The sequence below is a fragment of the Vibrio casei genome, from assembly GCF_002218025.2.
Classification (GTDB): Bacteria; Pseudomonadota; Gammaproteobacteria; order Enterobacterales; family Vibrionaceae; genus Vibrio; species Vibrio casei.
The window spans coordinates 687544-710697 of record NZ_AP018681.1 but is presented as its reverse complement, the minus strand read 5'-3'; the positions used below and the strand labels follow the sequence as shown (position 1 = coordinate 710697).

At 39.0% G+C, this 23154-nt stretch carries 25 protein-coding genes and 1 pseudogene; 16 read left to right on the top strand and 10 right to left on the bottom strand.

Annotated features, from left to right (window positions below; genetic code table 11):
- Window positions 1-411: 411 nt before the first annotated feature.
- Window positions 412-1530 carry a mechanosensitive ion channel family protein gene (locus VCASEI_RS16255; protein WP_086958656.1) on the bottom strand — a complete coding sequence of 373 codons (1119 nt, stop codon included), beginning with the start codon at window positions 1528-1530 and terminating at the stop codon, window positions 412-414.
- 101 nt (window positions 1531-1631) lie between these two features.
- On the opposite strand from VCASEI_RS16255, the pseudogene VCASEI_RS19690 reads away from it, so the two are divergent.
- The 9 genes and pseudogenes from VCASEI_RS19690 to VCASEI_RS16210 all read left to right on the top strand — a co-directional run.
- Window positions 1632-1962, top strand: a pseudogene (locus VCASEI_RS19690) (Ktr system potassium transporter B); the annotation flags it as partial.
- A gap of 106 nt (window positions 1963-2068) precedes the next feature.
- Window positions 2069-2467 carry a YccF domain-containing protein gene (locus VCASEI_RS16245; protein WP_086958655.1) on the top strand — a complete coding sequence of 133 codons (399 nt, stop codon included), beginning with the start codon at window positions 2069-2071 and terminating at the stop codon, window positions 2465-2467.
- Between the two features lie 178 nt (window positions 2468-2645).
- A complete protein-coding gene (locus tag VCASEI_RS16240) occupies window positions 2646-3053 on the top strand; it encodes an OsmC family protein (protein ID WP_086958653.1) in 408 nt (135 codons plus the stop codon).
- 144 nt (window positions 3054-3197) lie between these two features.
- Window positions 3198-3359, top strand: coding sequence for a YqaE/Pmp3 family membrane protein (locus VCASEI_RS16235; protein WP_086958651.1), 162 nt, complete (start codon window positions 3198-3200; stop codon window positions 3357-3359).
- Window positions 3360-3507: 148 nt separating this feature from the next.
- Window positions 3508-4215 carry a phosphonate utilization transcriptional regulator PhnR gene (gene phnR, locus VCASEI_RS16230; RefSeq protein WP_086958649.1) on the top strand — a complete coding sequence of 236 codons (708 nt, stop codon included), beginning with the start codon at window positions 3508-3510 and terminating at the stop codon, window positions 4213-4215.
- A 123-nt stretch (window positions 4216-4338) separates the two neighbouring features.
- Entirely contained in the window at window positions 4339-4869 is a 531-nt protein-coding gene (locus VCASEI_RS16225; RefSeq protein ID WP_086958648.1) for an NUDIX hydrolase, read from the top strand.
- 125 nt (window positions 4870-4994) lie between these two features.
- Complete coding sequence (locus tag VCASEI_RS16220) at window positions 4995-5843, top strand: tetratricopeptide repeat protein (RefSeq protein WP_086958646.1); 849 nt, start codon at window positions 4995-4997, stop codon at window positions 5841-5843.
- 24 nt (window positions 5844-5867) lie between these two features.
- Window positions 5868-6605, top strand: coding sequence for an AzlC family ABC transporter permease (locus VCASEI_RS16215; protein ID WP_086958644.1), 738 nt, complete (start codon window positions 5868-5870; stop codon window positions 6603-6605).
- Window positions 6605-6916 (top strand): AzlD domain-containing protein, encoded by a 312-nt coding sequence (locus tag VCASEI_RS16210; RefSeq protein ID WP_086958642.1) that lies wholly within the window; start codon window positions 6605-6607, stop codon window positions 6914-6916. Before VCASEI_RS16215 ends, VCASEI_RS16210 begins: the two co-directional genes overlap by 1 nt.
- 67 nt (window positions 6917-6983) lie before the next feature.
- On the opposite strand, the gene VCASEI_RS16205 is transcribed toward VCASEI_RS16210, so the two are convergent.
- Entirely contained in the window at window positions 6984-8150 is a 1167-nt protein-coding gene (locus tag VCASEI_RS16205) for a DUF3541 domain-containing protein (protein ID WP_086958641.1), read from the bottom strand.
- Window positions 8151-8384: 234 nt separating this feature from the next.
- On the opposite strand from VCASEI_RS16205, the gene VCASEI_RS16200 reads away from it, so the two are divergent.
- Window positions 8385-9128: a phosphatase gene (locus tag VCASEI_RS16200; RefSeq protein WP_086958639.1), complete on the top strand. Its 744-nt coding sequence runs from the start codon at window positions 8385-8387 to the stop codon at window positions 9126-9128.
- A gap of 47 nt (window positions 9129-9175) precedes the next feature.
- Here the strand turns inward: VCASEI_RS16200 and VCASEI_RS16195 are convergent, their stop codons facing one another.
- On the bottom strand, window positions 9176-10087 hold the full coding sequence (locus tag VCASEI_RS16195; protein WP_086958972.1) for a LysR family transcriptional regulator: 912 nt from the start codon (window positions 10085-10087) through the stop codon (window positions 9176-9178).
- A 146-nt stretch (window positions 10088-10233) separates the two neighbouring features.
- Here VCASEI_RS16195 and VCASEI_RS16190 point away from each other — a divergent pair, with 146 nt between their 5' ends.
- Both VCASEI_RS16190 and tdh read left to right on the top strand, forming a co-directional pair.
- Window positions 10234-11427, top strand: a complete 1194-nt coding sequence (locus VCASEI_RS16190; protein ID WP_086958637.1) for a glycine C-acetyltransferase — start codon at window positions 10234-10236, stop codon at window positions 11425-11427.
- A gap of 15 nt (window positions 11428-11442) precedes the next feature.
- Window positions 11443-12480 (top strand): L-threonine 3-dehydrogenase, encoded by a 1038-nt coding sequence (gene tdh / locus VCASEI_RS16185; RefSeq protein ID WP_089110835.1) that lies wholly within the window; start codon window positions 11443-11445, stop codon window positions 12478-12480.
- Window positions 12481-12661: 181 nt separating this feature from the next.
- Here the strand turns inward: tdh and VCASEI_RS16180 are convergent, their stop codons facing one another.
- The 4 genes from VCASEI_RS16180 to msrP all read right to left on the bottom strand — a co-directional run bounded on the left by VCASEI_RS16180 (window position 12662) and on the right by msrP (window position 16104).
- The gene (locus tag VCASEI_RS16180) at window positions 12662-13432 is read right to left on the bottom strand and encodes an EAL domain-containing protein (RefSeq protein WP_089110830.1); all 771 of its coding nucleotides are present in this window, start codon (window positions 13430-13432) and stop codon (window positions 12662-12664) included.
- 155 nt (window positions 13433-13587) lie between these two features.
- Window positions 13588-14379, bottom strand: a complete 792-nt coding sequence (locus VCASEI_RS16175; protein ID WP_089110834.1) for a lipase family protein — start codon at window positions 14377-14379, stop codon at window positions 13588-13590.
- Window positions 14380-14452: 73 nt separating this feature from the next.
- A complete protein-coding gene (msrQ, locus tag VCASEI_RS16170) occupies window positions 14453-15082 on the bottom strand; it encodes a protein-methionine-sulfoxide reductase heme-binding subunit MsrQ (RefSeq protein ID WP_174208763.1) in 630 nt (209 codons plus the stop codon).
- Window positions 15083-15084: 2 nt separating this feature from the next.
- Window positions 15085-16104: a protein-methionine-sulfoxide reductase catalytic subunit MsrP gene (gene msrP / locus VCASEI_RS16165; protein WP_086958633.1), complete on the bottom strand. Its 1020-nt coding sequence runs from the start codon at window positions 16102-16104 to the stop codon at window positions 15085-15087.
- A 390-nt stretch (window positions 16105-16494) separates the two neighbouring features.
- Here msrP and VCASEI_RS16160 point away from each other — a divergent pair, with 390 nt between their 5' ends.
- Together VCASEI_RS16160 and VCASEI_RS16155 are read left to right on the top strand one after the other, a co-directional pair.
- A complete protein-coding gene (locus VCASEI_RS16160) occupies window positions 16495-17034 on the top strand; it encodes a cytochrome b (RefSeq protein WP_086958631.1) in 540 nt (179 codons plus the stop codon).
- 11 nt (window positions 17035-17045) lie between these two features.
- The gene (locus VCASEI_RS16155) at window positions 17046-17615 is read left to right on the top strand and encodes a YceI family protein (RefSeq protein WP_086958964.1); all 570 of its coding nucleotides are present in this window, start codon (window positions 17046-17048) and stop codon (window positions 17613-17615) included.
- Window positions 17616-17690: 75 nt separating this feature from the next.
- Here the strand turns inward: VCASEI_RS16155 and nadE are convergent, their stop codons facing one another.
- On the bottom strand, window positions 17691-18521 hold the full coding sequence (nadE, locus tag VCASEI_RS16150) for an ammonia-dependent NAD(+) synthetase (RefSeq protein ID WP_089110829.1): 831 nt from the start codon (window positions 18519-18521) through the stop codon (window positions 17691-17693).
- Between the two features lie 167 nt (window positions 18522-18688).
- Here nadE and VCASEI_RS16145 point away from each other — a divergent pair, with 167 nt between their 5' ends.
- Window positions 18689-19210, top strand: coding sequence for a nicotinate-nicotinamide nucleotide adenylyltransferase (locus VCASEI_RS16145; RefSeq protein ID WP_086958627.1), 522 nt, complete (start codon window positions 18689-18691; stop codon window positions 19208-19210).
- Window positions 19211-19291: 81 nt separating this feature from the next.
- Here VCASEI_RS16145 and VCASEI_RS16140 read toward each other — a convergent pair whose 3' ends face one another.
- Window positions 19292-19897 carry a hypothetical protein gene (locus tag VCASEI_RS16140; protein ID WP_086958625.1) on the bottom strand — a complete coding sequence of 202 codons (606 nt, stop codon included), beginning with the start codon at window positions 19895-19897 and terminating at the stop codon, window positions 19292-19294.
- 336 nt (window positions 19898-20233) lie between these two features.
- On the opposite strand from VCASEI_RS16140, the gene VCASEI_RS16135 reads away from it, so the two are divergent.
- A complete protein-coding gene (locus VCASEI_RS16135) occupies window positions 20234-21355 on the top strand; it encodes a 1-acyl-sn-glycerol-3-phosphate acyltransferase (RefSeq protein ID WP_086958623.1) in 1122 nt (373 codons plus the stop codon).
- A 102-nt stretch (window positions 21356-21457) separates the two neighbouring features.
- On the opposite strand, the gene clcA is transcribed toward VCASEI_RS16135, so the two are convergent.
- Window positions 21458-22993: a H(+)/Cl(-) exchange transporter ClcA gene (gene clcA, locus VCASEI_RS16130; RefSeq protein WP_226983409.1), complete on the bottom strand. Its 1536-nt coding sequence runs from the start codon at window positions 22991-22993 to the stop codon at window positions 21458-21460.
- Window positions 22994-23154: the final 161 nt, after the last annotated feature.

Sequence of the window (23154 nt, the reverse complement as noted above, 5' to 3'; positions counted from 1 at the left end):
TCCGCAATCCACACAAATTATTTCTTTTTGATCACTCGATAATAAAAACTCATCACTCGAACAAATTGGACAGCAGAAAATATCCAAATCAGAATCACAAGCGGAGGATGGTTTGTCTGTAGGTTTATTCATCATTCTTACCCTTTGTCATTATATCCTTCGTACTTGAAGTTGCAGTGTTGTTGACGGCGTTCATTCGCCTCCCTACAACTCCAATTACTTTGAGTATAGATTAATACGCATAACCGACAGTATCGTTGTATAGGTTTGGTGTTATTAAATATCTCAATAAGCGAGTATCTCTACAATAATATGGGTATGTTAATGTATTTTATTACGTATAATTGAGTGTAGTATCACGAATCGATAATCAATAGGCGGGGCATATTTATTTTTCTTGAGCACGGTATTTTATGGGTTTCTTTCTGTTAGGGAGGGCTCTTGTGCTGAATGATGATGTTCATCCGAAGGCATATTCATCATCAGTGTCCTTGTCGGGTAAGCCACATCAGCGCCATGTTTGTGGATAATCTTGATGGTTTCTAATAATACGTTTTGCTTTACTTCATGGTAGCGAACCCATTCGACGGTTTTGGTGAATGCATAGATGAAGAAATCGAGTGATGATGGGCCAAAAGTATTAAAATTCACAATGATGGTTTGGCGGGAATCGATATCGGGGTGATTTTTTACCATGTCAGTAACATCTGCAATGATGGCATCAATTTTATTTGCATCTTGGTAGCGAAGGGTAATATTTTCATTAATCCGACGGTTATGCATCCGAGATGGGTTTTCTACAACTATATTACTAAAAATTGCATTGGGTACATACAAAGGTCGTTTGTCAAAGGTGCGGATAATCGTCATTCGCCACCCTATTTTTTCAACGGTGCCTTCAATATTTCTGTCGGGTGAACGGATCCAATCTCCAACTTTAAAAGGCCGGTCAAGGTAAACCATCATGCCGCCGAAAAAGTTAGATAAGAGATCCTTAGCCGCTAAACCAACAATCAGACCACCAACCCCACCAAATGTCAGCAGGCCTGATAAGCTTAGACCTAAGGCTTGCATGATGGTCATTGCACCAATTATAAAGATAATAATGCGGACAACTTTTGATAAAGCATGAACCGTCGTTTCATCGCGTTTTTTATTCTTGAGAACGATGTCTGAAACATTGCTCACTAAACGAAATAAAGTCCAAATGACGAGTACAATGCCAATCAAGATCTGGACAGTATGGAGCCAGCCGATAGGGCGGTCAAAAACATCCTCTAATAGTACCCCAATACCGATGAGCATTGGCCAGCACCAAATAAAAGTACTAACAGGTGCTTTTAAGGAATGGATAATAACGTCATCCCATTGCAATTTTGTTCTGTCAGTAATACTCACTAAACGAGCATAGACAATGCGCCAAATAATCCAAAAAATAAAGCTGCATAGGCCAATGATAAGAAGATCGGTTGCCCAGCTGTAATTATGCTCTACGATCAAGTTTTTGGTGTGGTTAAACAATTCTTCCATTTAAATTCGTAAGCCTTAATGTATTGAATTCAAGGTCAGATTAGACGCTATCAAAAATTAGGGTTGCTGCCTACTCTTTGCTATAAATGAACTTATCTGCGGTTATATTTAAGCGTACCGTAAGTTGGCCGAAAGTGACACGAACTTTGGCTATCACAGTGGTCAGTGGTATTATCCTTACCGTTTTTATTGATACTGACAGAAGAAGCCAGTTTCGACAACGTTATGTGGAAGGTTATCCCACTTTCGCAACCGTGGGGTTATTTGCCAGTTTAACGGCTGAGTTATCAGCGCCATGAAAATACATTATGTTGTGATTATGGTTATGATCGGATTATTGGCCATATAGGGCTGTTAACATTGGCTTACATGTTAGCGAAATCTAATTCAACATTACTCAAGTATCCTGAAGATAATATATTGACTGACTAATGATATGTTTATCTTAAGTCTTAGAGAACGTGATACAGAGTTAGTCATACAACAAAATGGACAGCAAGGCGATGCTGATGCATGCCGGATTATAGAAGAGGTTTGAATGCGTACGATTGGTAATATTTTATGGTTTTTGCTCGGGGGAGTGTTCATGGGGCTATTCTGGTGGATAGCCGGTGTGTTTTGTATCATCAGTATAATTTGTATTCCTTGGGCTAAATCGTGCTTTGTGATTGGTGCATTCACGTTTTTCCCTTTTGGAAAAGAAGCGGTGAAACGTAACGAATTGAGCTTTAAAAAAGATGTTGGAACGGGCGTTCTAGGTATGATTGGTAATGTTGTATGGTTTGTCTTTGCCGGTATTTGGCTTGCCATTGGGCATTTAACGTCAGCATTAGCGTGTTTTGTCACGATTATTGGTATTCCGTTTGGTATTCAACATATTAAGCTTGCATTGATTTCATTGGCCCCGATCGGTCAAACTATCGTAAAAAAATATTAATGCAGCTCATACCAATTGTACTTATTATCTGGTCATCTAATTAGTGTCATGGGTATAAAATCTCTGCGCTGTTCTGTCAATGAGGCAATAGGCTATAAATTAATAAGCTATAAATTAATAGAGAATAGACTTTCTTTTACAGAGTTCAGGTTATTTATTTGTTGTGTTGAGGGGTGTTATGCAAGCAGAAGTTAAATGGGTAGATGGGTTTCAATTTGTTGGTGAGTCTCAATCTGGGCATGCCGTTGTTATGGATGGTAATGGCGGAAAAACAGGACCAAGTCCTATGGAAATGGTGCTAATGGCCGCTGGTGGTTGCAGTTCTGTTGATGTTATTGACGGTTTGCAAACCGCTAACCAAGCGGTATTTGGTTGTGTCGCTAAATTGACGACTGAACGTCGTGAAACTGCTCCTCGAGTTTTTACTCATATTAATATCCACTTTGAAGTCTCTGGACAAGATCTAGATGAAAACGTGGTTGCTAACGTTGCTGCTAATTCTCTTGAAAAGTACTGTTCTGTTTGTCTCATGTTAGGCGCTGGTATTGAAATGACCCACAGCTGGGAAATTATCGCATTGAGATAGGTTGATTTGTGACCTAATATCAAAACTGATTAGGATAATGAATAACTTTGACGTTAAATTGAAACATGATTGAGCTTATTACTGTAATTTGGCCATACTTTTTGAAATAAAAGTTTTTTTATTAAATTTTGATGGAGGTGACTGATGGATAACAAATTAGTTGCGATTATTTTAGCGGTACTTTTACCACCTGTGGCTGTTTTCTTAAAATGCGGTGTTGGTAAAGATTTATTAATTAACATCGTATTATGCTTCTTTTTCTTCTTCCCAGCGATGATCCATGCATTATGGATAGTGACGAAGTAATCATGTTTGTTAAGTTGTAAGGTGTTACGGCATATCTAATATCGCTTATGAATAAAAATTCGCTCCATGTTCATGCTTGGGGCGAATTTTTTATACGCTTTGTGTATTTTTTGAATGACTGAGTACCTATTTTAAGTAGGGGTATCGTATGCAATACGTAAAAATAAAAGAAGCTATTGTTGAGCAGATAGATTCGGGAATGTTAACGCCGAGACAAAAGTTACCATCAGAGCGGAAGTTAGCTGAATCATTTGATACGACACGTATTACCTTACGTGAGGCACTTTCTTTATTAGAGGCAGAAGGTCAAATTTATCGTGAAGATCGCAGAGGTTGGTTTATCTCTCCTGATCCTTTAGTTTACGACCCTACACAAACGTTAAATTTTACCAATATGGCGTTATCGCAAGGCAGAGTCCCTGAAACGCAGCTTGTTTCAGCAAAGTCTATGCTGGCGAATAAGCAGGCCGCAACATTGTTAGATCTTGCCCCTTTTGCTGATGTATACCGCTTTGATTGTGTCCGTTATCTTGATGATCGGCCGGTGGTCTTTGTAACAAATTTTGTCCGACCTGATATTTTCCCTAAACTATTGAGCCATGACTTAACGCAATCACTTACTGATATCTACCGTGAGCATTACGGACAGGTATATCAACGAATTCGTTATCGTGTTAGTACTACTTCATTATTAGGCAATATGGCAAAAGCGTTACGTGCCACTGCTGGCAGCCCTGCAACGTTAGTTGAGCGTGTCAATTATAATCAAAAAGGGGAGTTGATCGATTGTGATTTGGAATATTGGCGACATGATGCAATGTGTATTGAATCGGTCGCGGAGTTAAACATCGATTAGTTGAGGTCGTCGTCAAATAATAGCGAGATATTAGTTTACACATCGAGTTGATAAGAAAAACAATCAATAATGTCACCTGAAAACTGATAAGATCTTTTTATTACTAATAAAGCCTTTGTTTATATGAAATTACTACGCAGCACCATCCATCCGGATATTCTCTCGCTTGATGAACTGAGTATTATTCAACGTTTAGCAACACGCGCCATTGTTTTGAATGGAGCCGATATCTTACTGCTCTATACTGAGCGTTATCATGACTACACTCTGCCTGGTGGAGGATTGGAGGCAGGTGAAGATAAAATTGAAGGCATGATTCGAGAATTACAAGAAGAAACCGGCGCTCAAAATATTCGTGATATTGAACCATTCGGGCGTTATGAAGAATATCGGCCATGGCACAAAACGAATGCGGATGTCATCCACATGATTTCTTACTGCTATACCTGCAAGGTTGATAAGACATTAGGCCATACCCGTTTTGAAAGTCATGAAATTAATAATGGCATGAAGCCGATTTGGATTAATCTTGAAGAAGCCATTGAACACAACCTAAGCACCATAGCATTAAGCGATAAAAAGGGCTTATCGATAGAAAGAGAAACGTTTCTTTTGGAAATGATTTTTAACCAGAAGAAAGGGAAACAAAATTAAGTATTTTATTAGTAATAGTGCTTTATATATCGCTTTTAAAAGTTGTTTCTTTTCCAAGACTATAATTTTTTAGCTTATATGTTAAGGTTTGTTGCTAAATATTGAAAAGGAAGATAAGCATAGTTATGAAATGGTTATGGATTGTTTTAGTGTCGTTGCTGTCGTTTCAAGTACTCGCCGCAGCAGAAGAAAAATATTCAAAAACAGAGATACTCGACCGTCCGTTAATGGAGCGCTATATTCTTGATGAATTGAAATCTTTGCGTATGGATCAACAAGATTTGGAACGTCGACTAACCATACAGATCACTGACCGTGAATTAGACGTTGCAGATAAGTCGCTCAACTACTCAAATATTACCGTTACTTATTTCTTCTATATTATTGCGGGGGTGGCGTCTTTAGTGGCATTAGTCGGTTGGCAATCTCTTAAAGAAATCAAGCATAACACCAAAGAAATGGCGGATAAGCGTTTAAACGAAATCACCATGTCCTACGAGAAAAAATTCGGTGCTTTAGAACGGGATTTGAAACGTAAAACGCGCATTATTACCGAAAATAATCGAGAAATTGAGATTATCAATGAGGTACATAATTTATGGCTTCGGGCGCAAAGTGCGCAAACACCGGAGCAGCAAATTGAGACCTATGATGAAATTCTGAAGATACGCCCAGGTGATTTAGAAGCACTAACGCATAAAGCGGATGCAGCAATGGAAATCAATGAATACCATTGGGCATTAAGTATATGTAACCGAGTCTTAGAAGTGGATGACAGTAATGGCCATGCGCTTTATCAACGTGCTTGTGCTTATTCTCGTCTTGGTGCAGAAGAGCAGGCCATTAATGATCTTAAGCTTGCCATTGAATCAAGTAATTCATTACGAGAATTAGCCGCAGAAGAAACGGATTTTGAATTACTTCGTGGCAATGTTCGCTTTGAAGCTTTGATTGATCCGACTGAACACTCATAGATTTGTTATTAGGAATTCTTCAAAATGGGAGCTGAGCGTAATCCATCATCTCGATTTATTTCATTGTGGAGAGGTGCGCTTGCTATCTCTCCATTAAGCCTTGCGGTGTTGCCTTGGGGGTTATTGGCGGGGTCATATGCCATTGATATTGGCCTCACTCCAATTGAAGCTCAGGCACTGTCTGCGATTTTATTTGCAGGGGCTGCTCAGCTTGTTGCAACGGGCATGTTTGATGCAAACGTTGGCATTTGGACGATGTTAGCGACAACTTTTTTTATTACCTCGCGCCACTTTCTGTACAGCATGTCAATGCGAGAAAAAATCAGCCCATTAAGTACTCCTTGGCGTTTAGTCTTGGGGTTTTTACTTACCGACGAACTGTTTGCCGTTTGTGGTCATCAAAAGCAAAAAGAGTTTAACCCTTGGTATGCTTTAGGCGCAGGGCTAAGTTTTTATCTTGTTTGGAATATTGCAAGTTTTGCTGGGATTGTCGCGGGAAAACAGATCCCAAATTTGAATCAATGGGGATTGGAATTTGCGGTGGCGGCAACCTTTATTGCGATTGTCATTCCTACCATTAAAAATCTACCTATTTTAATTTCTGTGATTGTGGCTTTAGTGGCTTCTGTTTTGTTCAGCTATTGGAAGGTTGAGGGGAGTTTGATTATTGCCAGTATCTTAGCGATGATTTCGGGTTATTTGGCCGAAGTTAAACTATCTAAATCAGGGGTGAAACCTGTGATCAACAACGAGGTGGAGTGATGATTCTGCTCTCTATTTTTGCTATGACAGCGGTTGTTTTTCTGAGTCGATACCTTTTTTTGGAACCTCGCTTACCTATAAAGATTAATCCAAGTGCTCAGCGCCTTTTAAATTATTCTAGCCCCGCAGTATTAACGGCTATTTGGGCTCCTATTGTGTTTGTTCATGATGACAAATTAGCGGTAAACTTAGGTAACCCTTATTTGATTGCGGCGGTTATTGCTGCGCTAGTGGCATGGAAGACCAAAAATGTTATTGCGACGACAATATTGAGCATGGGCTGTTTCTTTATGTTGAATACGCTTTTGTAATATTTAACGTTTTTCTCCTCCGTACTGCGGTGGTTATTAATTAAAGCGTTATTTTATGACTAAACCATTACTTTGTGACTAAATCATTGTTCATTAAGTTATTGTTGACTAACCCATAAGGTCGATCTTTAAAAACTTCTGGTTGGTTCTTTACCGTTGGTGCATTTTTGACGCCTTGCCAATTTAATAACATGATCGCGAGCACATTACGATGTTCACCTTTTTGTAATGCAAAACTTCCGTCAGTTGATGGAATCATGTCGTGGTTTATATCAATAGCGTGAGCAATGGTTGATTGGGTATCGGCAAGAACCGGGGAGTGTAATTTGTTTGCCAGAAGATAACTGATACCCACTTCAGCTACCACATCCTCTTTTGTGCGAGTTAAAATCTGATCGATATTATTATCAAAATAGTCATATATCCAAGCAAACTCGTTGGGATCAACAGACTGTTGATAATATTCAGAAGCGGCAAAGATAATATGCGTTAATCCATAAATCTTATTCGTAAATTGTTGATCTGATAATTGCTTATCTTGGCTATCTGGGTAAGTGTTTTTAAATGCATGAATAAAGTCATCGACGATATCTTGCTCTCCTAATTGACGCAACCAGTAAACTTGATTGGCTAATTGTGCTGCCCACGCTCGAATCATTTCTGGATTGGTTGCATAGGGTTTAAAATCGAACTGTTTAATGAGGTGACGAAGTTGCACGTCAGCTTTATGTTTTAAGCCATATTCATTGGCTCTTGCCATCGAACCGAGCATATCAAGACCAATGAGTAGGTATTCTGGCTTGTCTTTTGTTGCTTGGTAGCGAAGTTGGCTGCGAGTTGTCTTTTTCTTTCTGTATTCTTCCAATCTTTTTGAACCATATTCCTTTGCTTGTTCTTTGGTGTGAATACTTGCAGCAATGCCATTTAAGGTACTGGCGACTCTAGCCATATCTGACCATACTGCTGCTGAATATTTAGGGTCTAAAGTTTGGCGATACATCCGTAGTCCGTAGTGACCAGCAGTACTTGCATTTAAGGTATAGAGCTCATTTTCAAATGTTTTTTTGATTCGCTCGGCATCGTCTTGATAGCGTGTTGTGTGTAATGCTCGAAACTCAGGTGAGTGATGATCTTGTAAGGGGTTTGTTTTAGCCAATAGAGTCGGACTAAACGGCACGTGAAGTAGCGTTAAAATAGCCAGCGTGAGCAGTGTTCTCGCCTTTACTTTTGACATTGATAAGTTCCTATCAAGAAATAGATAAAAGAGGTTAACGATAATTGTTGACCAGAAATGTTATTGACGTGAAACTTTTCTCTATTCTTTGAACCAAAATATAAAAATCAGGCGCATATTACTTCATTTATGGTTGGTGACGATGGTCATCATCAAATGGTGATATCGGAATGGTCCTTTTTCCCATCACAAATGATATGGTATTAGAATTAAATAAGACAATAAGGTGTTCCCATGCAGATTAAAGTTGATACTCACACGCATACTTACGCAAGTGGTCATGCTTACAGTACACTGATTGAAAACGCTCAAATGGCGAAAGAACATGGAATGGCAATGTTTTGCACAACTGATCACTCATCTGCAATGCCTGGTTCTCCACATTATTGGTTTTTTAACAATCAACGAGTTGTGCCTAGATTTTTAAATGGTGTAGCCGTTTTACGAGGCGTTGAAACGAATATCATGAACGAGCAAGGTGAAGTGGATCTTCACCCGAGTTCTTATGAACATTTAGATTGGATTATCGCCAGTTTTCACGAAGCGGTTTTTCGTTTTCAAGATAAAGCAGGACATACTCGTGCTTTAATTAATACGATCAAAAGCGGTAAAGTCGATGCTCTCGGCCACTTGGGAAACCCTAATTACGATTTTGATTTTGAAGCCGTTGCGTTATGCGCTAAAGAGTACAATGTCGCGATTGAGTTAAATAATTCTTCGCTTAAGGGGGGAAGCCGAGCAGGCAGTGAAGAGCGCTGTGAAGCGATTGCGCGCGTAGTGAAAGAGGTGGGTGGCTTTATTACCACGGGATCCGATGCTCACTTTTGTTATGACTTAGGCAAGTTTGAAAAAGTCAGTGCTTTACTGGATAAAGTCACCATGCCAAGCGATAAGGTGATCACTCATACGCCCAAGCAGTTTCTTGATTTTCTCGCATTACGTGGCCGTAAACCCATCACTGAATTTCAAGGTATGTAATCTTCTTTTTTGAATGTTAATCACCGATTGTAAGCCTGCATGATACATTATATCGGCAGGTTTTTCGTCGCATAGTCAATGAAGACTCGCAAGCGCGTCGGCATGTATTTACTTGGCGCGTATTGCATAGCAATCACACCATGATAATTCCCTTTAATCGTCCAATCTTTCAATACCTGAACGACCTCACCATTTTGTAGTGCTTCTTTGATGACAAAATCGGGGAAAATACCAATACCTAAACCATCTTTTACTCCATTTAATCGCATTTGCGAGTGGTTTACCGCATAGCGTCCTGAAACTGGAATGGTATGGGTTTCATTACCTTTTACAAAATCCCAAATATGATCGGTTTTGGTTTCGCCAAGGTATAAGCAATCATGAAGTGATAATTCTGTCGGCTCGGCTGGTGTGCCTTTTAAATCAAGATATGTAGGGCTAGCACATAAAGATAAATTTACCTTTCCAAGTTCTTTTGAAATGAGATTTTCATAAGGCGCATCGGTTAAGCGAAACATAATATCGATGCCTTGTTCGAGCATATCAATATCGCCATCAGAGACTTTAAGTTTCAATTCAATATCTGGATATTGTTGTAAAAATGGCGTCACAATGGGTTGAAGAAGAATGCTTAAAAACGCTTTTGGAGCAGCTACCGTAATAGTGCCTACTGGCTCTAAATGCTCTTCATTCGATACTTCAATGGCAAGCTGAGCAGCGTTCACCATAGCGACAGATTGTTGATAAATTTTCTCACCAGATTGTGTGATTTGTAATGTTCGTGTCGTGCGATCAAACAGTTTTACAGAGAGTGAAGCTTCCAAGCGAGTGATGAGTTTGCTTAAAGCCGAAGGCGTGACACCTAATTCTTTTGCTGCTGCCGTAAAGCTGCCTTTATTGACCACCAGTATGAAGGTGGCTAAATCGGGCAAAAGAGCAATCAATCGAGAATTAAGCATGCCATTATCTCCAAGCAGTGAGTCTATTTGTGAATTCAATTCACTAATGTTTTTCCATGCAGGGGGATAATAGTCTTTTATGGCATAAACTAGAATAGATGGTAGGTTTTTAATTGAAAAAATCATAAATATAAAAAGGAAATTTCATGTCTTCTGCATTCTACAGTCAAATTAACCAACAAATTGAAGATGTTAAGTCTGAAGGTTTGTATAAATCTGAACGCATTATCACTTCTGCTCAAGCGGCTGCTGTCTCTATTTCGACTGGTGAAGAGGTATTGAACTTCTGTGCGAATAACTACCTTGGCCTTGCCAATCATCCCGCATTGATCGAAGCAGCAAAACAAGGGATGGACGAGCATGGCTTTGGCATGGCATCCGTTCGTTTTATTTGTGGTACACAAGATTCACATAAAGAATTGGAGTGTAAGCTTTCTGAGTTTTTAGGCATGGAAGACACTATTCTTTATACGTCATGCTTTGATGCCAATACAGGTTTATTTGAAACGATTCTTGGCGCAGAAGATGCAATTATTTCTGATGCATTAAACCACGCTTCAATCATTGATGGTGTGCGCTTATGTAAAGCAAAACGATTCCGTTACAGCAACAACAATATGGCGGAACTGGAAGAGCAGTTGATTGCAGCGAATGAAGCTGGCGCGCGTCATAAACTCATTGTTACTGATGGCGTATTCTCAATGGATGGTGTGGTTGCTAACTTAACTGCTATCTGTGATTTAGCCGATAAATACAATGCGTTAGTGATGGTCGATGATTCTCATGCTGTTGGGTTTATGGGGGAAAATGGTCGTGGTACTCACGAATACAATAATGTAATGGGCCGTATCGACTTGATCACGGGCACACTAGGCAAAGCCATGGGCGGCGCTTCAGGTGGTTATACTTCTGGTAAAAAAGAAGTGATTGATTGGCTACGTCAGCGTTCTCGCCCTTACTTGTTCTCAAATTCAGTGGCTCCAGCGATCGTTTCAGCTTCTATTCGAGTGATTGATTTATTGGCCGAAAGCAGTGATTTACGCGCGAAGCTTTGGGATAACGCTACGCATTTTCGCACTCGTATGACCGAGGCAGGCTTCACAATGGCTGGCGCGGATCACGCGATCATTCCAATCATGTTAGGTGATGCAAAAGTCGCGGCTGAGTTTGCAGAGCGTGCACTTGAAAAAGGCATTTATGTTGTAGGTTTTTCATTCCCTGTAGTGCCTAAAGGCCAAGCGCGTATTCGTACTCAAATGTCAGCAGCACATAGTCGTGAGCAATTAGATCGCGCAATTGATGCTTTCATCGCAGTTGGTAAAGAAATGGAGATCATCTAAATGTCAGTTCAATCTATGGGTAAAATTAAAGCACTCTCTAAGCTAAAGCCTGAAGAAGGCATTTGGATGACAGAAGTTGATATGCCTGAAATGGGTCATAACGACATCTTAATCAAAATTCGTAAAACCGCTATTTGTGGTACTGATGTTCATATATATAACTGGGATGAGTGGTCACAAAATACTATTCCTTACCCAATGGTTGTTGGTCACGAATACGTGGGTGAAGTGGTTGGTATTGGTCAAGAAGTAAAAGGTTTTGAACTTGGCGACCGTGTTTCAGGTGAAGGCCATATCACTTGTGGTCACTGTCGTAACTGCCGTGGCGGTCGTACTCACTTATGTCGTAATACAACGGGCGTGGGTGTAAACCGTACCGGTGCGTTCTCTGAATACTTAGTGATCCCTGCTTTTAACGCATTCAAGATCCCAAATGAAATTTCAGATGATTTAGCTTCCATCTTTGACCCATTTGGTAATGCCGTTCATACAGCGCTATCGTTTGATTTGGTGGGTGAAGATGTGTTGATCACAGGTGCTGGCCCAATTGGTATTATGGCGGCAGCAGTGGCAAAACATGTTGGTGCTCGTCACGTTGTTATTACTGATGTGAATGAATATCGCTTAGACCTTGCACGTAAAATGGGCGTCACTCGCGCCGTTAACGTCGCCAATGAAAAGCTAGAAGATGTGATGACTGAACTGGGTATGACGGAAGGTTTTGATGTGGGCCTAGAAATGTCAGGCGTACCATCTGCATTTAATGCCATGCTAGAAGGCATGAATCACGGTGGGCGTGTTGCCTTACTTGGCATTCCACCATCTGACATGGCGATTGACTGGACTAAAGTGATCTTTAAAGGTTTAGTGATCAAAGGCATCTATGGCAGGGAAATGTTCGAAACTTGGTACAAGATGGCGAGCTTGATTCAATCAGGCTTAGATCTAACACCAATTATCACGCATCACTTCAGCGTTGATGATTTCCAAGAGGGCTTTGACACTATGCGTGGCGGGCTTTCTGGGAAAGTGATACTAGATTGGACTAAGTAATTAGTCATTGAAGAAGCGCACTTTCGGGTGCGTTTTTTGTGTCTATTGAGGGAGATAATAAATCATTAAGCCGCAAAGAAAGCATTGTTTGACGTATAAAATTTGGACTTATAATATGTTATTAATGTGGCGGTTTGTCTTGCCTTAAATAAGGTTAGCACGATTTAATGCTTTGGGGATGTTATTCGGGGCAGGAAGCTATTGGCTGTGGCATTGCTAGAAAGTAGCCTTGATACATATCAATATTAAGGGCGCGCATGGTGTCTAATTGGTTTTGGTTTTCTATGCCTTCAATAACCGTTTGAGCCTTAAATATATTCGCCATTTTCATCGCTTGGGTTAAATTGGTTTTATTACCTTTCATAAATTGGTTCAGTAAGCTTTTGTCTATTTTTAAGACGCTCGAGCAAATAAGACTCACGCGATTAGCATTTGAATGTTCTGAACCAAAATCATCGATAGCGATATTAAAGCCATAATTATTCAAGTTACCTATTGATCTTTGTAGTTCATATAAATTATCACATCCTACTTCTAGCAACTCTAAAACAACTTGTTTTGAGCTGATGTTAAGCTTTTTCATTTCTCGTAAAAAGCGTATGTCGTATAGGCAAGGTGAATGAAGGGTTTTAATTGCATCAGGAAGTAAATTTAAAAACAATTTTTTGTTGCAGTATTGGGAAGAAGCAAAATTATTAAGGTGTAAAATTCGACTAATTTTGTCAATCGTTACTTTATCTTCTTTGTCCGGATTTTGATCTGAGAAATAAAACCCAGGGCAAATAGATTCACCTGATACATCTTTTATTCTTAAAAGTGCTTCCACACCTACAATGTTATTATTATGGTTGAAAATAGGTTGAAATACACTGCTAAGTAGAAAGCTTTTATACTTAGAGATATGGTTACCAAATTTGTCTTTAAATAAAAATATTTTTAAGTTTTCAAGCATGAATTAAGACTCAGATTATACCAGTATTTACTAATTAATGTAGTAAACAGAGTGATGAACATCTATCAATATTATCGATATAAATGACTTTATATTAATCTGTTAACACATTTTCATTCCTACCTTAACGTATTTATAACCATTGGTTTTATTTATTATCTGTCGTCAAAAAAATCTTTGTCTCGAATGTATTTACTCATTAAATGATAAGAGAATGGCCTAAGTAGCCAGCTTAATATAGAGCGACCAAGTCGAAGAATGGTAGGTGTATTTTCGTGAATTCGTTCATTATATAGCCATAGCATTTTGCCAGTATGCCAATACATAAAAGGAATAGGAGGAAGGAAAGTAACCATGTCAATATCACAGCATATACGAAAAGTACGACGTGCAAGTTGATAGTTTTGACGAAATCGCCAACCACCAACGGCAGGTTGGCCAAAGGTAACCACTCGTTTAATGACATTAGGGTACTTTGTTTCTAAGTAGTCAGCGATCACTAAACCAATAGCGCCACCGGATGAATGACCAGTGACACTGATTCTTTTACCGCTGTTAATTAAAGGTGTTAAAATAGTTTCTAGCCTTACAATGACCGAGTCTCCAAGCGTATCTTGCCGATGAGCGGGCATGCTTTCTTGATGTAACAGATAATAAAAACCAGCATGAATTGAATAGTTTAAGCCAAGTGTTGTTTCGCATGAACGAAGCCACATTGCGAGATTGATAAACCAGTCTGAAGGGCTATGGGAGCCTTTAATAACAACGATAACCTCTTCTTTATCTTTGCTCCACAAAACACGTATTAAAGTTTTGCCTTTGGCATTTTTAATTATACGTTGTCCGTTAGGATCAAAACCGTATCTTGTTTGCTTAAAAACCCTTGGGTAAGCTAGTCGACATAAAACCGCATAACGTTCGTACTGATATCTTTTCAGAGTTTTCAAGGCATTCATCATGATTAGAAATTCTATTAATCAGAATGCCTATGATAGGTTAAGAAATTATGACTGAGGAAGTTTACATTCGTAATGTGCGTATTTTATTTCTGATGGGCTTGATCCATCGTTGGATTTTGTCTTTGCGAACCAGAAGTAACAATAAGGCAGCCATGATATAAATAGTAGGCTCAACAATATCTGATTTTACAGACCAGTAGTAGTGAATAGGCGCAAGGATGGCGGCAAGGTATACCCAGTTGTGTAATTGCTGCCATTTCTTACCTAACCGACGCTGCATTCTTTGTGTTGAGGTTAGTGTTAATAAGCACAGGATTATCCATACCGTTGCTCCGATCACTAAATAAGGTCTCTTAATAATCTCACTGCCAATTAACTGCCACTCTAATGCTAAGTCTAGCCATGAATAGCTTGTAAGATGAATAATTGCCCAAACAAAACTATATACACCAAGTAATCGACGGGTTCTTATTAATTGCCCTTGTTTTAGTTTTTGTGCAATAGGGGAAATCAATAGAGCCAAAAACAATGTATTTAAAGCCGCTTTTCCTGTGAAGTGAATGATCGGTTGAACTGGGTCTGCTCCTAAATGACCATTTAAGACTGCAAATAATAGCCATGTAAAAGCAAACAGTTGAGCCAAATGAATAAACACTTTTAGCCCAATAATATGATTGGGTGAAAGTTTCATGATCAATAATTCCGCTTTAGGTCTAAACCTTTATATAAGGATGCTACCGTTTCGCCATAACCATTAAACATTAAGGTATCTTGGCGGCGAGAGCTAAATAAACTGCCTTCACCTATGAAACGTTCACTTGCTTGGCTCCATCTTGGGTGATCTACGTTAGGGTTTACGTTGGCATAAAAGCCATATTCATTGGCTGCAAGCAGGTTCCATGTTGTTGGTGGTTGTTGTTCTAATAGGTGAATTTTCACTATGGATTTAATGCCTTTAAAACCATATTTCCATGGAACAATTAATCGAAGTGGAGCGCCATTTTGTGGTGCAAGTGTTTTTCCATATAAACCGACTGTCATCAAAGTAAGTGGGTTCATAGCTTCGTCGATAGTTAGGCCTTCTACATAGGGGTAATCAATCCCGCCACCAACAGAATATGATTTTTGTCCTGGCATGCGTTCTGGGTCATAGAGTGTTTCAAATGCGACGTATTTAGCTTTACTGGTTGGCTGAACGAGTTTTAATAATGACGCGAGACTAAATCCTAACCACGGTACATTCATAGACCAAGCTTCTACACAGCGATGGCGATAAATACGCTCCTCTATCTGCATGCTTTTCATTACATCGTCCATATCCAAAGTGACGGCTTTAGCCACTTCGCCATCAATAGTTATTGTCCAAGGTGTGGTCTGAAAGCCTTTAGCTAGCTCAGCAGGAGACCCTTTGCTACTACCGAATTCATAAAAATTATTATAAGTAAGTACTTTATTTTCTGGTGTTAATGTTAGTCCTTGCGTGGAGTATTGGGAGTCTATACTTTGCAATGCAACCCGAGGATCTTGGTATGGTTCATTATCTTTTTTGGACGAAAATACATCAAATATCCCCGCATTTGCTTGTGTGGAAAATGGAGTTATTGCGGCGGCTATACCAAGCTTCTTAACAATTTCTCTGCGTTCTTTATAGATAGATTCAGGTGTTGAATCTCTTTCATTCAGAAACCAAGAAGGGCGATTTTTAATTAGCATACGTTCAATCCTTTTAAAATGGTTTAGTTAAGCGTATATCACTCATCATAACGAATACTTAAAAGACCGTATGAGTTGTTAATATCTTTCAACTTACTCTCTCATTTTCTAACTTTTTGTAAATAAATGATAAAATATCTATTAAGATTGACTTGCACGTCAACTCAGTAAGCAAATGTTACAGAAAATAATGTTAATGTTTGTTTCGTCTTATTGATTATCATTATAGTGTGGGTAATGTCGTTTGTGTTTTTGGGGCGATACTTTGCGTCGCCGTCCATTTTGCAAATGACGTGTTCAACGATGATGATTTATTGTAATTATGCCATCAGTGCATACTCATGCTTTATGCATTGCCAACATCACATTAGCAGCGACGGTAGAAAGAATATGAAACAAAATGTGGATCAATATAATTTTTTAGCCAAAGTGAATCATTGGTTGTCAGCGGCGATAATCATTGGTTTATTTGCCGCAGGATTATGGATGGTTGACCTAGACTACTATAGTGCGTGGTATCAAGATGCTCCGCATTGGCATAAATCGGTGGGGTTAATGCTTGCTGCATACACGGTTTTTCGTGTTATTTGGAAAATGTTGACATCATCACCTCAAATTGAAGGATCTCATTTTGAGAAAGTGGCTGCCAAAATTGCTCATGCTTTGATGTACCTACTACTCTTTGGGATATTTATTTCTGGTTATTTGATTTCAACTTCAGATGGGCGTGGCATTGATATTTTTGATTGGATCACCGTCCCTTCTTTAGGCGCTTTATTTGAAGACCAATCCGATATTGCTGGCATGCTACATTACTATTTTGCTTGCGTACTCATAGGGCTAGCTTCCGTTCATGCGATTGCGGCCTTGAAACATCACTTTGTTAATAAAGACAATACCTTAAGAAAAATAACAGGAGCAACAAAATGATAAAGATGGAAATGAAAAAATGGATAACGACTGCCGGTTTATGTGCCTCTATCGTTTTTCCTATGGGAGCAATCGCTTCTGATTATAATATTGATACTAAGGGTGCTCATGCCTCTGTTAATTTCCGAGTAAGTCACCTAGGTTTTAGCTTCACACAAGGTCGTTTTAATGATTTTGAGGGGACCTTTTCGTATGACCCTAAAAATGTAGCAGCGTCTAAAGTGAAGGTTGTGGTTGATACTAGCAGTGTTGATTCAAATCATGCCGATCGTGATAAACATATTCGAAGTGATGACTTTTTGAATGTAAGCAAATTTTCAAAAGCAACATTTACAAGCACCAAAGTGACGGATAAAGGTGAAGGAAAATTATCCGTTGATGGTAATTTAGAACTTCATGGTAAAACCGTACCTGTGACTATTGATGCTGAATTTATTGGGGCAGGTAAAGACCCATGGGGCGGTGAGCGCGCTGGTTTTAAAGGGACGACTCGTTTGGAACTTAACGATTTTGGTATTAAAGAAATGGCAGGCACTAGTTATGTTGATTTAGACCTTTATGTCGAAGGCATAAAGCAATAAATACACGATAAGGGTAGCAACATATAGTGATAAAAGGGCTCATTTTTATCAATGAGTCCTTTTATTTTACGGATATTAATCATAGATCGTTGGGATTGGTTGACGTTTGTGTTGTGTTGCTTTGTATACGCTCACAAGTCGGTCTATCACATCTTGGCTTACTGGTAAGCCTTCAAGGAAATCATCGATTTGATCGTAAGTAAGGTTTAAAGCATCTTCATCCGCTTTTTGAGGCGCTAGCTCTTCCAAATCTGCGGTTGGTATCTTCTTCACTAAGCACTCTGGAGCGCCTAACACTGCAGCTACTTGACGAACTTGACGTTTATTTAATCCAAATAAAGGCGCTAAGTCACAAGCACCATCACCAAATTTAGTATAAAAACCTGTAATATTTTCGGCTGAATGGTCCGTTCCAAGTACGAGCCCCCCAACATAACCAGCGACTTCATATTGAGCCACCATGCGAGCTCGAGCTTTCACATTACCTTTTACAAAATCTAATTTAGCCGGATCGGTTGGTAATAGATTGGTGTGATGAAGTGCTGCATGAGTGGCGGAGTTAATACCCTCAACACCTTGCTTTATATTGACGGATATTGAGTGTGTTGGTTTAATAAAACCTAATGCCAGTTGAGCTTCTTCCTCATCTTTTTGTTCACCGTAAGGCAAACGTACGGCTATGAATTGGTAATCATTAGATTGTCTTTCGTGATTCAGTTCATCAATAGCGATTTGTGCAAGTCGACCACAAGTGGTGGAGTCTACACCGCCACTTATTCCTAAAATTAATGATTTGCAGCCGGATTCATTCAGCTTTTTCTTGATGAAAGAAACTCGACGAGAGATTTCAAATAGGGGGTCAATAGTGGGTAATACTTGCATTTCTTGACGGATGAGTTGTTCCATGGAAAGTCCTTATTGTACCGCAATAAAATAAACGTATTTATCATATACCTAAATGTCTTGAATTTGCTAGGGGCTGTTGAGGTTAAAAGGCATGATTTATGTGTGTTATTTGCATACAATTCAACTTGACTGTTTAATGATCCACTTAGAGTGAATAAGGAAAGAAAATGAAATCTAACATTGCCATTTTTGGTAGCGCTTTTAATCCGCCAAGTTTAGGGCACAAAAGCGTATTGGATTCATTGACTCATTTTGATCAAGTAATACTGGTTCCTAGCATTGCACATGCATGGGGTAAAAATATGCTCCCATTTGAGATTCGCTGCCAAATGATCGAAAAATTTCTTATCGATATTAATCTGCCTAATGCGATGCTGAGCCGAATTGAAGAAGAGTTACATCAGCCTGGCGACAGTGTCACTACTTTTTCTTTGCTTAATAAGTTACAGCAACAATATTCTCAAAGTCGCTTAACTTTCGTTATTGGTCCGGATAATTTCACCAATTTTTCAAAGTTTTATAAAGCGGAGGAGATCATGAGGCAATGGTCGGTATTAGCCTGCCCAGAAACATTACCAATACGCAGTACCCGCATAAGGGAGCAATGCTCTGGTGGTGGAGGTATCGATGATTTAACGACGCCTTCAGTGAGTGATTTTATTCAACAGCAAAGGCTTTACCGTTCTTAGATTGTGATTATTATCACATGATGGGTAGAGATGCCTTTATTTCTTATATTTTAGGTTTTTCATCTCTACAGGATTTAAACATTAATTCAGTGAGGTATTGGCAATCGCCAAACACAACTCATTGGCATGATTTTCGGAGCCATTAAAAAAATCAGTAATTACCTTTTCACGTTTGATGCCAGAAGCGCGAGCTTTAAGGGCGTCACGAACATTGATGGACATTTGAAAAGATAAAGCATTTTTTCCTTTTTGACAGGCCTCTTGTAAGGTAATACTGCCATTTGAGAGTATTGGTTTTAGAGATTCCAATTCGAAGTTTAACGCTTTTAACCAAGTCATTAGTTGAATGTTTTCCGGTGAAAAAGAGTGCAAAGCCAGTTTTTCAAGCAGGGCGGACATTAGCGGTGAAGGGCTGACATAACCAGCTTGATGAGAATAATGACTGCGTGATCGTGCAGATATTTCTATTTCTAATATCTGGCTATTGGGAAAGTAGGTTAGGGCTGTTAAGCATTCAAGTGGTAGCCAAAACGCTTCTTGGGCGGAGACTAAATATTCTTCCTTCCCTACTCTTACCGAAAGGTAACCACTCATCACATAAAACAACTTATGTTTGATGGTTTTCTTTCTTGCGGTGATAGAAAGAAATGGATGATGGGTTGTGTTATGCGAGATTAAATAATTCATTTCATCAAAAATTTACATTGTTGGATGGCGAAGATACCTTAGAGGCATCAATATATTTAGAGGTATTAGTATATTAAGAATATGCTAACCGCGTGATGGCTATATTGGGCGCTAAGACTAACGCTTTCTGTCTTTGATGCCAATCTTTAAACAAAACTTAGGTTTGATTTCTAGTATCCGTTTGTTTGAGGACAAAAATTCAACCTATGTATGTTCACTATTCTTGTGAATTAATGTACTTTACGCCCTGATTTTTAGCTTTACGTTGAATAACTGCTGTCTATTAAAGTCGGTGCAACGTAAAATAACCTGTTTATTCATAACTGCAGTAAATCAATGAGTATAGATAACGATCCTTACAAAGAAATTCGTCCATACAACGATGATGAGATCCCAGAGGCACTTGAACGTTTAATTAACGATGAAGAATTTATCAATGCCATCATCAAATATCGTTTTTCTCATAAACCAACTTGGTTTAAAAAGTTGGTGTCTCCGGCGATTAAAATCTACTTAAAATTTAAGTGGTCAAAACTAAAAACCGTTGAAGACATACAAAGAGAAGTTGAGTTATATATGGGCTCAACATTAGCAAAGACAACGAATGGTGTGACGTATTCAGGTTTAGATAAGCTTGACCCTGAGCAATCTTATTTGTTTGTTTCAAACCATCGAGATATTGCGATGGATCCTGCCTTGGTTAACTGGGGCTTATACAATCACGGGCATAGAACGGTTCGTATTGCTATTGGGGATAATCTCCTGAAAATGCCTTGTGCTACTGAAATGATGAAACTAAATAAAAGTTTCATTGTTAAGCGTTCGATAAAGGCCCCTAGAGAGATGATGAAAGCGATAGGTTTACTATCTTCTTATATAAAACACTCTCTTGAAACCAATAATTCAATTTGGATAGCGCAAAGAGAAGGTCGAGCTAAAGATGGTAATGATTTGACTGAACCCGCTATTTTAAAAATGTTTCACGTAGAAGGACGTCGTCAAAAAATTCCTTTTGGTGAGTACATGAAATCTTTAAAAATTGTTCCAGTTTCAATTTCTTATGAAAATGATCCATGTGACATCGCTAAAGCGACAGAGCTTTATGAAATTGAAGTTAATGGCCATTATAAAAAAACAGAATTTGAAGATATTCAAAGCATCGTGAAAGGGATTATTGGTGATAAAGGTCGTGTGCACGTGAGCTTTGGAGATGTGATTACAGACGATTTTGAAACACCAGAGGACATGGCACTTGAGCTTGATCGCCAGATTCATGCTTTGTACCGTTTGTATCCGGTAAATTTGTTGGCTGCGGGTAAAGAAAGTGATTCAATTACGGCGGAAGTCGAAGCAAATTTTGCAAGAAAGTTAAAGCTATTGCCAGCAGGAGCTCAGCAGAAATTAGTGGAAATGTACGCTAACCCTGTGGCTAAAAAAACGACCTTAGATTTAAATTAATTATTTATTTTTATTCTATCAATTAAAAAATAATTTAGAGCTAAAAAAGCAACGGTTTATTTTAATATCGTTGCTTTTTTATTTAAATATCAATATGTGCATCTAAGTGTCTGGGTTTGTCGGTTTTTTAAAGGAGCCGATTGATAGATCATCAGTATTACTGTTTATATTCTTGGTTTCGGTGAGTTCTTGATCTGCAGTTTCTTGTGCTTGTTCAGTATCCTCATTTTTAGCTTTTTCTGTGCTACCCGTTGGTAAATCTCGTTGTTGAAGCTTATCCTTTTTCAATGTGCGGTGCAGCAGTTGAGTATAGATAGGTTGGCCGCCTAATAACTGAGCCATAATGGTGGCGCCGAGTGTGGTTATGATTAACGGTAATATCAGGTGATAATTATTTGTCATTTCGATAACAAGTAAAATACCAGTAATTGGCGCTCTTACTGTAGCAGCAAAGAGTGCTCCCATACCGGCAATTGCAAACATACCCGGCTCAATATTTAATGAAGGATCAATATTTAACGCCATTTGTCCATAAAAGGTTCCAAACAAAGTACCTAAAGCAAGCATAGGGGCAAAGATACCTCCTGGTGCACCAGAACCAAAGCAAAGCAAAGTTGTTGCCACTCTTGCTAGAAACAAGATGAAAAGCAAGTTAACACTGTAATCTCCATTAGTGGCACTGGGTATCAGTTCAATGCCCCCTCCCGTTAATTCTGGAAGATATAAAAGTAGTAAGCCAAAGATGCCACCAATGGTCGTTCCTGTGATCAAATAACGTTTTCGATCATTACGATGAATTAATACAAACATATCTTGCGACCAAGTCACCATACGATTAAACATTACACCAAATACGCCAAAAATAAGCCCTAGAACTAAAAATAACCATAGGGTATCTAAATCTGGAGGCAGGTATTGAGGCATGGTAATAACCGCATCTTGTCCCCGTATAGAACGAAATACAATGGTCGATACTACGGATGAGATAATGACAGCTTTGATTGAAAGGAGGTTATAGCGAAAATGTGGACGCATTTCTTCCACAACAAACATAATGCCAGCAAGTGGGGCATTAAAGGCGGCAGCTAGGCCACCTGCAGCACCACTTGCTAATAATGAATGGCGACCGTCGGGATCCTTTAATTGAAAAATATCAGAGACCATCCGACCGACATTTCCTCCCATTTGGACGGTGGGCCCCTCTCGGCCTAATACCATGCCTGAGCCTAAAGAGCCTAAACCACCAAAGAATTTTACGGGAATCACTCGCCACCAGCGAACAGGACGAATATCATCCATTGCCCCTTCAATTTCGGGAATACCAGATCCAGCGGCTTCGGGGGCGAACCGATTAACCAAGTAATAGCCAACAAAAGCGAGCGTGGCACTGACAATAATCGCAGCTAGCCAAAGAGGAAGTAGGGAGTTTAATTCTTGTTTCAGCCAGTCGGTACGTGTATTGGTTACCCAATGCACACCCATTTCAAAAAAGGTACCAATTAAACCAGCAATTAACCCTACGACAGCAGAAAGCAATAAAATCGACATGGGTGTTTTATCTCTCGATAAAATTACACCGACAAACTTTTTAGATTTGTATTCAGAAAGAGATTGCCTAAACGATTTAGAGTTGGCCATTAAATACTGATTATCCTGCAGTTATAGTGAAAACAAGAGAATCGAATAATATTCGATTCGAATGATAGTAATGTCTTATTATACGAAGCATAAATATTATTACATCAAATTGTTACGAAAAGTTATTTTACTTAGATCAGTATAGATTCCACTCAGACTAT